Below are 11,990 nucleotides of genomic sequence, written 5' to 3' on the forward strand. Positions count from 1 at the left end.
GGTTTGTCCTGGTGGGGCGCCGGCCTGGCAGGGCTCAGGGTTCGAAGGTGACGGGAAGCCTGGCCGCGCCCTTGCCGGTGGGCGGGACCTGGAGCGTCTTGAGGGCGAACTGCATGACTTCCTTGTAGATGGGGCCGCAGATCTGGCCGCCGAAATAGCTGCCCTTGGTGGCGTTCTGGATGGCGCAGTAGACGGTGACACGCGGCTTGTCGGCGGGCGCGAACCCGGCGAACGACGAGGTGTAACCCTTGTACCTGCCGGTCTCGGGGTCGACCCGGTTGGCCGTACCCGTCTTGCCCGCGACCCGGTATCCGGAGATGCGGGCCTTGGTGCCGGTGCCCTCCTCGTCGTCGACGACGGACTCCAGCATCTGCGACACCGTCTTGGCCGTCTTCTCGCTCACCACGCGGGTCTTCTTGGGCTTGGGGGCGGGCGTGAAGCGGCCGTCGGGACCCTTTATGCCGCGCACCAGCGTGGGCTCGATGCGTACGCCGTCGTTGGCGATGGTCGAGTAGACGGAGGCCGCCTGCATCGCGTTGATGGAGAAGCCCTGGCCGAACGGGATCGTGTACTGCTGCGAGGTGGACCACTTGTCGGGGGCCGCGAAGATGCCGGACGTCTCGCCGGGGAAGCCGAGTCCGGTCTCCCTGCCGATGCCGAACTTGCGCAGGTACGAGTAGAGCGACCGGTTGGCCTCCCGCTGGGTCCTGCCCAGCTCGCCGGTGGCCAGGATCGTGCCGATGTTGCTGGACTTGGCGAGCACGCCGCTGAGCGTGAGGTGCCAGGTCGGGTGGTCGATGTCGTCCTTGAAGAGCCGGTCGCCGCGGTGCAGCCGGTTGGGGACCGTCACGTGTGTGCCCGGCGTGGCCGCGTTCTCCTCCAGGACGGCGGCCATGGACATGACCTTGGCGGTCGAGCCCGGCTCGAAGGCGTCCTGGAGCGAGGCGTTGCCGAGCGCCGTGCCGTCGGCCTGCGAGAGGTCGTTCGGGTCGAAGCCCGGGGAGTTGGCCATGGCCAGGACCTCGCCGGTCTGGTTGTCCTGCACTATCACGTAGCCGCGGTCCGCCTTGGACTTCTCCATTTGCTCGGTGATGGCGTTCTGCGCGGCCCACTGGATGTCGCGGTCGATGGTGAGCTCGACGTCCGAGCCGGGCACGGCGGGCGTCTCCGTGCTGCCCGCGGTCGGCACCTGGTGGCCGCCCGACTGGGCGTACCTGATCTTGCCGTCCTTGCCCGCGAGCTCCTTGTTGAGCTGCTGCTCCACGCCGCCCGCGCCCTTGCCCTCGGCGTTGACCCAGCCCAGTATTCCGGCGGCCAGGGTGTCGTTCGGGTAGACGCGCTTGCTGCTGGGGTCCTGGAAGACGCCCGCGAGGACGTTGGCGCTCTTCTCGTCGGCCTGCTCCTTGTCGGCGAGCGCGCCGCGCAGGTCCTTGATCTGCTTCCAGACCTGCGGGGTCTGCCGGCGGGCGAGCAGGACGTAGCGGGTCTTGGGCGTCCTGAGCTGTTCGGTGAGCCGGTCGACGTCCTTGTCGAGGATCGGGGCGAGGAGGGCCGCGGCCTGTTCGGGCGCGTCCTTGATGCCCATCTCCTTGGCCGTGAACATCGTGGGGTCGGCCGTGATGTCGTACGCGTCCACGCTCGCGGCCAGCTCGACGCCGCCGCGGTCGGTGATGCCACCGCGCTCGGCGGTCAGGACATGGCTGAAGTAGCGGTTCTTCTCGGCCTTGGTCGTGTACACGCTCGCGTCGACCGCCTGCACCTGGAGGAGGCGTACGACGAAGGCCAGCATCACCAGGGTCAGGCCGAGGCTCACCATGCGCAGCCGGGGCCGCGGGCTGCCGAGCCGGATCGTGCGGGATTTGGAGGCCGCGGGGCGCGGGCGGCGGGCCGCGGGGCGGGCCCCCGCTCCCGGGCGGCGCTGTTCGCCGGGGCGGGCGGGGCGCGAGGGCCGCGCGGGACCCGGGACCCTGCGTCGCGGGGGTTGGCGGTCCGTCACTTACGTCACCTGCCGGAGGTCGTGGGGCCGGGCGTCGCGGAGAGGGTGGGCGTGGGCGGGGCGTACGGGGCTGTGGCGGAGGGCGCCGGGGATGCCTGGGGCGGTGGGGTCGGCGAGGGCGGGGCCGTGGGCGCCACCGGGATCGAGACCGAGGGCGCCGGGGAGGCGACCTCCTGGGGGCGCGGATCGGGCCGCAGGGCGGAGGACTGCTCGGCGGCCTCGGGGACACCGCGCACGGTGCCGTCCGGGTTCAGGAAGGCCGGGTCGCCGCCCGGCACCATGCCGAGCTCGCGGGCGCGGCGCTGGAGGGCGTCGGGAGCGGCGTAGGCGTCCACGTCCCGCTGGAGCTCCTGCTCCTGGTCCGTGAGCTCCGTCGTCTCCTTCTTGAGCTCGCTCAGCTGGAACGAGCCTTCGTTCAGCGAGGAGTTCAGGATGAGCAGGGTGATCAGTCCGCCGCCGAGCAGCAGCACGACCAGCAGCACGAACGGCGTACGCGCGGCCTGGCTCGGCCCCGACGGCAGCAGCCGCGCGAGCCGGGCGGCCCTTCCGCGCAGCTCGGGCTTCTTGCTCATGGGGCCTCCTCAGGGACGCCGTTCACGGGTGCTCCCGCAGGGCGCGCTTCACGGAGTCTCCTCGCGGATGCGCTGCGCACCCCGCAGCCGTGCCGGGGCCGCCCGGCGGTTCTCGGCGACTTCTTCCTCGGTGGGCAGTTCCGCGCCGCGCGTGAGCAGCTTGAGCCGGGGCTGGTAGCGCTCGGGGACGACCGGCAGACCGGGCGGGGCCGTGGTCGCGGCGCCGGCCGCCAGGACCTGCTTGACCAGCCGGTCCTCCAGCGAGTGGTACGACAGGACGGCGATGCGGCCGCCGACGGCGAGCGTCTTCACGGCCGCCGGGATGGCCGCCTCCAGGACGCTCAGCTCGCCGTTGACCTCGATGCGCAGGGCCTGGAAGGTGCGCTTGGCGGGGTTGCCGCCGGTGCGCTTGGCGGCCTGCGGCAGGGAGTCGCGGATCAGCTCGACGAGCCGCGCGCTGTTGCTGAACGGCTCCTTGTCGCGCTCGCGCACCACGGCGCTCACGATCCGCTTGGCCTGCTTCTCCTCGCCGTACTGGCGCAGGATCCGGACCAGTTCGCCCGGCGCGTACGTGTTGAGGACCTCGGCGGCGCTGACGCCGGTCGTCTGGTCCATGCGCATGTCCAGGGGCGCGTCCTGCGCGTAGGCGAACCCTCGGTCCGCCTCGTCGAGTTGCATGGAGGAGACGCCGAGGTCGAAGAGGACGCCCTGGACCTTCGCGATGCCGAGCCGGTCGAGCACGTCGGGGAGTTCGTCGTAGACCGCGTGCACGAGTTCGGCCCGGTCGCCGAAGGGGGCGAGCCGCTCCCCGGAGAGCCGCAGGGCTTCCTTGTCGCGGTCGAGGCCGATGAGGCGGGCCGACGGGAAGGTGGAAAGGAGCGCCTCGCTGTGGCCGCCGAGTCCCAGGGTGCAGTCCACGACGACCGCGCCGGGCTCCGCGAGCGCCGGAGCCAACAGGTCCAGGCATCGCTGGAGCATCACCGGGACGTGTCGGGTCTGGCTCAAAGGGCCCTCTCAGGTCCGGCACGGACGTCGTGCGCACGGCCGGGTCCCCGCCCGCTCGGAAAGGGGAATGGCCTGCTGGCGCCGGGGAAGTGGCGTCAGCCGACCGGGAGCGGGAGGAGGCCGAGCCGTACGTACGCGCCGCGCACGTGGGGGGATTCAGGGAATCCCCGGGTGAACAGTCCAGCGGGGAGCAGGTCACGGCTCCCACTTCGCGTCACTTTAGTCCACGGTGTCGCCCGGTCAATCAACTGGCCTGCGCGTCGCGGACGGGTCCTCGTGGGAGTCGTGGATCCGGCTCCGTCACCCGTTCGGGCGCGCGCGGCCCACCTTTGTGGGTTGCCTCACAACAAGAGTCATTGACGTTCTTTGTCCCTTCTCACAGCGGGCCCGAGCGATCGGTGCCGACTACGGTCATAGTCATGTCGACTTCCGCATCTCCTACGGGCCGCACCCCCGCAGAGCCGATCGGTGACATAGCCACCGACGGCACGGTCACGGACCGCCTCGTCGAGGCGAACCACCGGTACGCCTCGGGCTTCACCGATCCCGGCATGGACGCACGTCCCGTGCTGGGCGTGGCCGTCGTCGCCTGCATGGACGCACGCCTCGACCTCCACGACGCGCTCGGCCTCGAACTGGGCGACTGCCACACCATCCGCAACGCGGGCGGCGTGGTCACCGACGACGTCATCCGTTCCCTGACGATCAGCCAGCGCGCCCTCGGCACGAAGAGCGTCGTGCTGATCCACCACACCAGCTGCGGTCTGGAGAGCCTCACCGAGGAGTTCCGGCACGAGCTGGAGCTCGAGGTCGGCCAGCGGCCCGCCTGGGCCGTGGAGGCCTTCCGCGACGTCGACCAGGACGTGCGGCAGTCGATGCAGCGCGTGCGGACGTCGCCGTTCCTTCTGCACACCGGCGATGTGCGCGGATTCGTCTTCGATGTGACCACCGGTCTGCTGCGGGAGATCGACCCTGGGTGACGGGCTCCGGACCGGACCTTTCCGGAACGGTCCGCCCGGCATAAGGCCGCAAGCCACGACATATCGCCGCCAGTTATCCGCGGGCGAGTGACACAACCCGGTATGCCCAACAAGAATGCGGGTGGGGCACCACGCTGAACGATTCGTGCGTGGTGTCCGTGATTCGGGGTGGGCCGGGCCGCACACACATGCGTCGGCCCGGAGAACGTGTCCGAGGAGGGCCGGGTGACGACCTATGACGATCGAGCGAGCCTCACAGATCTGACCGCCACAGCGGAGCGTGTCCGCAGGTCGGTCGAGGGTGTGATCGAAGGTAAGCCAGAGGTCGTACGGCTTTCGCTGACCGTGCTCCTCGCCGAGGGGCATTTGCTGATCGAGGATGTACCGGGCGTGGGCAAGACCATGCTCGCCAAGGCGCTGGCGCGGTCCATCGACTGCTCCGTGCGGCGTATCCAGTTCACGCCCGACCTGCTGCCGTCGGACATCACTGGTGTGTCCATTTTCGACCAGCAGCGCCGGGACTTCGAGTTCAAGCCCGGCGCGATCTTCGCGCAGATCGTGATCGGCGACGAGATCAACCGCGCGTCTCCCAAGACGCAGTCCGCGCTCCTGGAGTCCATGGAGGAGCGCCAGGTCACCATCGACGGGCAGACCTACGAACTGCCGAGCCCCTTCATGGTGGTGGCGACGCAGAACCCCGTCGAGATGGAGGGGACCTATCCGCTGCCCGAGGCGCAGCGCGACCGCTTCATGGCGCGCGTCTCGATCGGTTATCCGAACCCGGAGGCCGAGCTGCAGATGCTGGACGTGCACGGCGGCGTGTCGCCGCTGGACGACCTCCAGCCCGTGGCGCACGCGCACGACATCGTGAAGCTCATCGACGCGGTCCGCACGGTCCACGTCGCCGACTCCGTCCGGCGGTACGCCGTCGAGCTCGTCGGGGCGACCCGCAACCACCCGGACCTGAGACTCGGGGCCTCCCCGCGCGCCACGCTGCACCTGCTGCGGGCCGCCAAGGCCTCCGCCGCGCTCAGCGGCCGGGAGTTCGCCCTGCCGGACGATGTCCAGGCCCTCGCCGTGGCGGTGCTCGCCCACCGTCTGCTGCCCACGGCACAGGCCCAGTTGAACCGGCGTACGGCCGAGTCGGTCGTCCTGGAGATCCTCCAGCACACGCCCGTACCGGCCGCCGTCCAGCCCAACAGCGGCTACTTCGGTCAGCAGCCGCCCGGCGCGCGGAGGCTGTGATGGCGGCCGGGGGGCCGCAGCCGGCGCAGGCGGAGGAGGGCAAGGGCGGGCTGCGGACCGCGCTCGCGGGCATGACCACGCGCGGGCGTTCGTTCCTCGCGGCCGGTGTCGCCGCCGCCATCTGCGCGTACGTCCTGGGGCAGAGCGATCTGCTCCGGGTCGGGCTGCTGCTCGCCGTCCTGCCACTGGTGTGCGCGACGGTGCTCTACCGCACCCGCTACCGCGTCGCGGGCAGCCGAAGGCTCTCCCCCGCGCGCGTGCCCGCCAGTTCCGAGGCCCGTGTCCATCTGCGGATGGACAACGTCTCGCGGCTTCCCACGGGCCTCCTGATGCTCCAGGACCGGGTGCCCTACGTCCTGGGGCCGCGGCCCCGGTTCGTGCTCGACCGGGTGGAGGCGGGCGGCCGCAGGGAGGTGTCCTACCGCGTCCGTTCGGACCTGCGGGGGCGCTATCCCCTCGGCCCGCTGCAACTGCGCCTGACGGACCCCTTCGGGATGTGCGAACTGACCCGCTCCTTCTCGACGTACGACACCTTGACGGTCATCCCGCGCGTGGAGGCGCTGCCCGCGGTGCGGCTGACCGGCGAGGCCAAGGGGTACGGCGACGGGCGCAACCGCTCGCTGGCCCTCGCGGGCGAGGACGACGTGATCCCGCGGGGCTACCGCCACGGCGACGACCTGCGCCGCGTCCACTGGCGCTCCACGGCTCGCTACGGAGAGCTGATGGTGCGCCGCGAGGAGCAGCCGCAGCGGGCCCGCTGCACGGTCCTGCTGGACACCCGGGCGCACGCCTTCCGGGGCGCGGGACCGGACTCGGCCTTCGAGTGGGCGGTGTCGGGCACGGCGTCCGCCCTGGTGCACATGCTCGAACGGGGCTTTTCCGTACGACTGTTGACCGACACCGGCAACTCCGTGCCCGGCGAGGGCTCGGACGGCTTCGCGGGCGCGAGCCAGGAGTCGGCGGACGCGGCGGGACTGATGATGGACACCCTCGCGGTGATCGACCACTCGGACGGCGCGGGGCTCTCCCCCGCGTACGACGTGCTGCGCGGGGGCAACGAAGGCCTGCTGATCGCCTTCCTGGGCGACCTCGACGAGGAGCAGGCGACGGTGGCCGCCAAGATGCGCCAACGCAGCGGCGCCGCGGTCGCCTTCGTCCTGGACAGCACGGCCTGGGCGCAGGGCCCCGGTGGCGCTTTGCAGGGCCCCGGCGACGAGCGGGTCCGGATGCTGCGCGAGGCGGGCTGGACGGCCGTGGCGGTGCCTCCTGGGGTCGCTCTGGTGGACCTGTGGCGCCAGGCGGACCAGCTGCGGGCGAGCACGGGCCCGGCTCCGGCGGCGGGGACGACGACCGGGGGCTGGGGATGAGCGGCGGCCTGCCCGGCAGGATGACCACGGGCACGACAACAGGGGGACGTTCATGAGTGGGCGCGCGCGACTCGCGCTCTGTGCCACGGCGGCGACGCTGATGGCTTCGGGGGCGATGCTGCCGCTCGTCGATCCGGCGACGTGGTTCGTCCAGGCGGCGATCCTGCTCGCGCTGCAGAGCGGTGTGGGCGCGCTCACCCGGCGGGTCCCGCTGGCGAGGCCGGTCACGGTCGCGGTGCAGGCCCTGGTGACCCTGCTGCTCCTCACGCTGGTGTTCGCCCGCGGGCAGGCGATCGGCGGGGTGCTTCCGGGTCCCGATGTCTTCCGGGAGTTCGGGCTGCTCCTTGAGGCGGGCGGCAACGACGTCGGGCAGTACGCGATTCCGGCGCCGCTCAGTGACGGCATCCGGCTGATGCTGGTCGGCGGCGTCCTGGTGATCGGCCTCGCGGTGGACGCCCTCGCGGTGACGTTCCGTACGGCGGCGCCCGCGGGTCTTCCGCTGCTCGCGCTGTACTCGGTCGCCGCGGGGCTCTCCGGGGACGGGGCGGGGTGGCTGTGGTTCCTGCTCGCCGCCGCCGGGTATCTGCTGCTGCTCCTCGCGGAGGGCCGGGACCGGCTCTCCCAGTGGGGGCGGGTCTTCGGGGGCGCCGCACGGGCGCCCGGCAGGATCGCGGGAGGCCTGGAGACCGACGGCGGCGCCGTCGCTCCGGTCCGCACGGGGCGGCGCATCGGTGCCGTCGCGCTGGGCATCGCCCTGGTGGTGCCGCTGGCGCTGCCCGCCCTGGACGGCGGGCTCCTGGACGGTTCCGGTGGCGCCGGAGGCTCGGGTTCCGGCGGTGGCGGCACGATCTCGGCGGTGAACCCGCTGGTCGCGCTCCAGGACAGCCTGAACGAACCGGACGACCGCGAGGTCATCTCGTACAAGACGAACGCCAAGGAGACCGAGAACCTCTACCTGCGGATCGTCTCGCTCGACCAGTTCGACGGCACGAACTGGAAGAGCAAGGTCCGCAGCATCGAGGACGTACCGCGACGCCTGGAGGACCCGCCCGGCCTCTACCCGGACGTCCCCAGGAGCGAGATCCAGACGAACATCTCGGCCGCCGAGAACTACGGGCAGAACTGGCTGCCGATGCCCTACCCGGCGAGCGAGGTGAAGATCAACGGCCGCTGGCGGTACGAGCCGGTGGGGCGCGCCCTGGTGGGCGACCGGGGCCAGACGACGCGGGGCGCGCAGTACGAGGTCAAGAGCCTCGTCGTGGAGCCCACGGCCGAGCAGCTGGCGGGCGCCTCCGAGCCGCCCAAGCAGATCGCCGATGAGTTCACCAAGGTGCCCGACACCTTGCCGTCCGTGGTCGCCTCCGAGGCCCGCAAGATCACCAAGGGCTCGTCGAACGACTACGAGAAGGCGGTCAAGCTCCAGGACTGGTTCGCCTCCGAGGGCGGCTTCACGTACAACACGCAGGTGCGTGCGGGCAGTGGTCCGGCGGCGATCGCCCGCTTCCTGGAGCAGAAGGAAGGCTTCTGCGTCCACTTCTCGTTCGCCATGGCCTCGATGGCGCGGACGCTGGACATCCCGGCGCGCGTCGCGGTGGGCTTCACGCCCGGCACCGCCAAGGGGGACGGCTCGATGTCGGTCGGCCTGCGGGACGCGCACGCCTGGCCCGAGCTGTACTTCGAGGGCGTGGGCTGGACCCGCTTCGAGCCGACCCCGAACCGCGGCACGGTGCCGGACTACACGCGCCCGGACACCCCGACCGACGGTGCGAGCGACCCGGCGGCGCCCGAGTCGAGTGCGTCGTCGGCTCCGTCCGACGAGCCCTCGGCCTCCGCGAGCTGCCCGCCCGACCAGCAGCGGCAGGGCGGCTGCGCGAGCACGGCCCCGGCGCTCGCGGGCAGCTCGGGCGGCGAAGGACCGCCAATCGGCACGATCGTGGCCGTGTCCCTGGGGGCGCTCCTGGCCCTCGGTCTGCCCTTGCTGCCGATGCTGTGGCGCAAGCGGATCCGTGCGGTGCGTCTGGGCTCGCCCGGCCGCACCGAGGCGGATGCGGCAGCGCGCACTCTTGCCGCCTGGCTCGAAGTGACGGACACGGCCTGGGACCACGGGATCGCGCCGGACGAGTCGCAGACGCCGCGCAAGGCGGCGGCCCGGATCGTACGGATCGGGCAGCTCGCCGCGGCGCCCGCGGAGTCCGTCCACCGCCTGGCTGCCGCGGTCGAGCAGGTGCTCTACGCGCCGCGGCCCCAGCCGACGGCAGGCCTCGCCGACGACGTGCACCGCATTCGTGACGGTCTGGATGCCACCGCGAGCCGTCCGGCACGGCTGCGGGCGACGCTCGCCCCGCGTTCGGCCGCTCGGGTGGTGTGGGCGGTCTCGGACCGCTGGACGGCGCTCAAGGAGCGGTGGTCCGAGCGGATCGCGAAGCGGTGGACGGCGCTGCGCAGGCCCTCTCGGACTTCGCAGCCGCCGCAGCCTTCGCAGCCTTCGCAGCAGGAGGGCTGAGGGCCCGCGCAGGAGGACATGCGTAAGGGGTGACCGCCCTGGGCGGTCACCCCTTACGCATGACTGGCACAGCTAAGAACTCATTGGCCCTGTTCGTCGCGGCGACGCTGCCAGCGCTGCTCGATCCGGTCCATCATCGACCGGCGCTGCCTGGTCTGCCGACGGGCGGCAGGAGTGGCTCCCGGCGCCGCGGGCGTACCGGCGGCCGGCTGTTCACCTGGCTTGGGCGCTTTGCGCCATCCGGTGACGGCGAGCACCGCACATCCCAGCATGACGAGGAATCCCACCACGCTCACCCAGATCTGCTGGGCGACCATTCCGGCCATGAGAAGGGCGATACCTACAAGGAAGCCCGCGACCGCTTGGTAGACCCGTCGCCGGGTGTACGTACGCAGCCCGCTTCCCTCGAGCGCTGTCGCGAACTTGGGATCTTCGGCGTACAGCGCTCGCTCCATCTGCTCGAGCATGCGCTGCTCGTGCTCCGAGAGCGGCACGGAGTCCTCCTCATCGTGCAGTCGCCGGGGCGACCGGGGGTCCCCTTCAGGATAGGCAGGGAATCGCCCCCGTGAAACCCGCCCCTCTGCGCCAACTTCGCCAAACCGGACCACCCTGCCGCTCCGGCTCGCTGAAGCGTGCATTCCCCAGCGGCCGGTCCGGCATGCCGGACGGTCTGCCTCGATCATACGGCGCCCATAGCCCGTTCGGGGGGTGTGTGCCGTACTCCATGTGCGGCTGCGTCGCTGATCAGCGAGGCAGCCGCGCCGAGCGTCAGGCCCCGTCGGCATCCCGGGTCTCACCCAGCACATGCAACTGGGTGGCCACGGAGTGGAAGGCGGCGAGCTCCGCGGCGGCCGCCTCCAGCTTGAGGAGGGCCTCCAGGGCGCCCGGTTCGGTGTCCACGAGGACGCCGGGGACCAGGTCCGCGAAGACCCGCACGCCGTGCACCGCGTCGACCCTGACGCCCGATGCCTCGACCAGCTCGGTGAGCTGCTCGGCGGTGAAGCGCCGGGGCACCGGGTCCCCCTCGCCCCAGCGTCCCGCCGGGTCGCTGAGCGCCTGCCTGGCCTCGGTGAAGTGCCCGGCGAGCGCCCTGGCGAGCACGGCTCCGCCGAGGCCGGCGGCGAGCAGGCTGAGGGTGCCGGAGGGGCGCAGCGCGCCGACCGCGTTGCGCACGCCCTCGGCGGGGTCGTCCAGGTACTCCAGGACGCCGTGGCACAGGACCGCGTCGAACCCGGCGCGCTCCACGACGTCGAAGAGTCCGTGTACGTCGCCCTGGACACCCCGCACCCGCTCGGCGACGCCCGCCTCGGCGGCCCTGCGCTCCAGCGCGAAGAGGGCGTTCGGGCTGGGGTCGACGACGGTGACGCGGTGGCCGAGCCGGGCGACGGGCACGGCGAAGTTGCCGCTGCCGCCTCCGGTGTCGAGCACGTCGAGGGAGTGTGACTCCCGGCCCGTGGCCTTGACCCGGCGGTCGAGGGCGTCCTTCAGGACATCCCAGACCACGGCGGTACGGAGAGAAGCGCGGGGGCGCATCGGGTCCGACACGGCAGTTGACTCCTCGGCGCGTCCACCGCACGTCCGCGGCGGAGCTAGGGGGTTCCCTCCACCTGCTCTTGCCGCAGACAGGAGGGTGCGGGCGCTCCCACCCTATTGCCTTCGGCCGACTGCCCCGTCACTCGTCCCGGCGCCCCTCCGGGAGTCCGTCCCGTCACCCCTCCCGGCCCGTGTCCGGCTGCTCCTGCCTGGGCTGGGGCAGCACCGGCTGCAGCACCAGCATCCGCTCGACGAGGCGCAGGAACATCGCCACGTCACGCAGCAGGTCGTCCGCGTCGCGGATGGTGGCCGCGCCCTGTATCCCCGCCTCCGCCCTGGCCCTGCGCGCCGCGCCGGAGGCGAACAGGGCGCTCCACTCGGTCAGTTCCGGGGCTATCTCGGGGAGCACTTCCCAGGCGCTCCGGATCCGCTGCCTGCGTCGCGGGGTCGCCTCGGGGCGGCCGCGGGCGGCGAGGACCGCGGCCGCGGTGCGCAGGGCCGCCAGGTGGGCGGTGGCGTAGCGCTCGTTCGACGTTTCCAGGTGCGCGGCCTCGTCGATGCCGGCGCGGGCCTGGGCGAGCAGTTCGAGTGCGGCGGGCGGGGCCGTGGCCCGGCGCAGGACGGGGTGGACGTCGCTCGCGGGGCCGGCGGTCACGGGGGCAGGGCCGACGGGGCGGTGCCGACGTGCGGCTGCTGCGGAAGTGCTGGCCATGACGAACCTCCTGTCGTCGCGTAACGGCTATGTGGCCGTATGTGCACATCGTGTAGTACGCCACTGACAATCGGCTC

The 11,990-nt window shown here is 72.1% G+C and carries 10 protein-coding genes; 4 read left to right on the forward strand and 6 right to left on the reverse strand.

What is annotated here, in order from left to right:
- Positions 1–34: 34 nt before the first annotated feature.
- Genes ACFUPX_RS28360 through rsmH form a run of 3 tightly spaced genes read right to left on the reverse strand, consistent with a single transcriptional unit; the run spans position 35 to position 3,573 of the window.
- Positions 35–1,996 (reverse strand): peptidoglycan D,D-transpeptidase FtsI family protein, encoded by a 1,962-nt coding sequence (locus ACFUPX_RS28360; protein WP_383328595.1) that lies wholly within the window; start codon positions 1,994–1,996, stop codon positions 35–37.
- Between the two features lie 5 nt (positions 1,997–2,001).
- Positions 2,002–2,568, reverse strand: coding sequence for a septum formation initiator family protein (locus ACFUPX_RS28365; RefSeq protein WP_383328598.1), 567 nt, complete (start codon positions 2,566–2,568; stop codon positions 2,002–2,004).
- A 48-nt stretch (positions 2,569–2,616) separates the two neighbouring features.
- Positions 2,617–3,573, reverse strand: a complete 957-nt coding sequence (rsmH, locus tag ACFUPX_RS28370) for a 16S rRNA (cytosine(1402)-N(4))-methyltransferase RsmH (RefSeq protein WP_383328601.1) — start codon at positions 3,571–3,573, stop codon at positions 2,617–2,619.
- A 419-nt stretch (positions 3,574–3,992) separates the two neighbouring features.
- Between rsmH and ACFUPX_RS28375 the strand changes: the two genes are divergently transcribed.
- From ACFUPX_RS28375 to ACFUPX_RS28390, 4 genes are all read left to right on the forward strand, one after another.
- Entirely contained in the window at positions 3,993–4,553 is a 561-nt protein-coding gene (locus ACFUPX_RS28375; RefSeq protein WP_383328604.1) for a beta-class carbonic anhydrase, read from the forward strand.
- 225 nt (positions 4,554–4,778) lie between these two features.
- The gene (locus tag ACFUPX_RS28380) at positions 4,779–5,798 is read left to right on the forward strand and encodes an AAA family ATPase (RefSeq protein WP_383328606.1); all 1,020 of its coding nucleotides are present in this window, start codon (positions 4,779–4,781) and stop codon (positions 5,796–5,798) included.
- Positions 5,798–7,165: a DUF58 domain-containing protein gene (locus tag ACFUPX_RS28385; protein ID WP_383328609.1), complete on the forward strand. Its 1,368-nt coding sequence runs from the start codon at positions 5,798–5,800 to the stop codon at positions 7,163–7,165. Before ACFUPX_RS28380 ends, ACFUPX_RS28385 begins: the two co-directional genes overlap by 1 nt.
- Before the next feature lie 52 nt (positions 7,166–7,217).
- Positions 7,218–9,668: a DUF3488 and DUF4129 domain-containing transglutaminase family protein gene (locus ACFUPX_RS28390; RefSeq protein WP_383328612.1), complete on the forward strand. Its 2,451-nt coding sequence runs from the start codon at positions 7,218–7,220 to the stop codon at positions 9,666–9,668.
- Between the two features lie 80 nt (positions 9,669–9,748).
- On the opposite strand, the gene ACFUPX_RS28395 is transcribed toward ACFUPX_RS28390, so the two are convergent.
- From ACFUPX_RS28395 to ACFUPX_RS28405, 3 genes are all read right to left on the reverse strand, one after another.
- A complete protein-coding gene (locus ACFUPX_RS28395; protein ID WP_383328615.1) occupies positions 9,749–10,162 on the reverse strand; it encodes a DUF3040 domain-containing protein in 414 nt (137 codons plus the stop codon).
- 274 nt (positions 10,163–10,436) lie between these two features.
- A complete protein-coding gene (locus ACFUPX_RS28400; protein ID WP_383328618.1) occupies positions 10,437–11,213 on the reverse strand; it encodes a class I SAM-dependent methyltransferase in 777 nt (258 codons plus the stop codon).
- A 163-nt stretch (positions 11,214–11,376) separates the two neighbouring features.
- Positions 11,377–11,913: an SAV_6107 family HEPN domain-containing protein gene (locus ACFUPX_RS28405; RefSeq protein ID WP_383328621.1), complete on the reverse strand. Its 537-nt coding sequence runs from the start codon at positions 11,911–11,913 to the stop codon at positions 11,377–11,379.
- Positions 11,914–11,990: the final 77 nt, after the last annotated feature.

This window comes from Streptomyces sp. NPDC057302 (assembly GCF_042667685.1).
Lineage (GTDB): Bacteria > Actinomycetota > Actinomycetes > Streptomycetales > Streptomycetaceae > Streptomyces.

Coding starts and splice junctions, on each gene's coding strand:
- ACFUPX_RS28365 (WP_383328598.1), bottom strand. CDS start 2,568: ATGAGCAAGAAGCCCGAGCTGCGCGGAAGGGCCGCCCGGCTCGCGCGG.
- ACFUPX_RS28375 (WP_383328604.1), top strand. CDS start 3,993: ATGTCGACTTCCGCATCTCCTACGGGCCGCACCCCCGCAGAGCCGATC.
- ACFUPX_RS28385 (WP_383328609.1), top strand. CDS start 5,798: ATGGCGGCCGGGGGGCCGCAGCCGGCGCAGGCGGAGGAGGGCAAGGGC.
- ACFUPX_RS28390 (WP_383328612.1), top strand. CDS start 7,218: ATGAGTGGGCGCGCGCGACTCGCGCTCTGTGCCACGGCGGCGACGCTG.
- ACFUPX_RS28405 (WP_383328621.1), bottom strand. CDS start 11,913: ATGGCCAGCACTTCCGCAGCAGCCGCACGTCGGCACCGCCCCGTCGGC.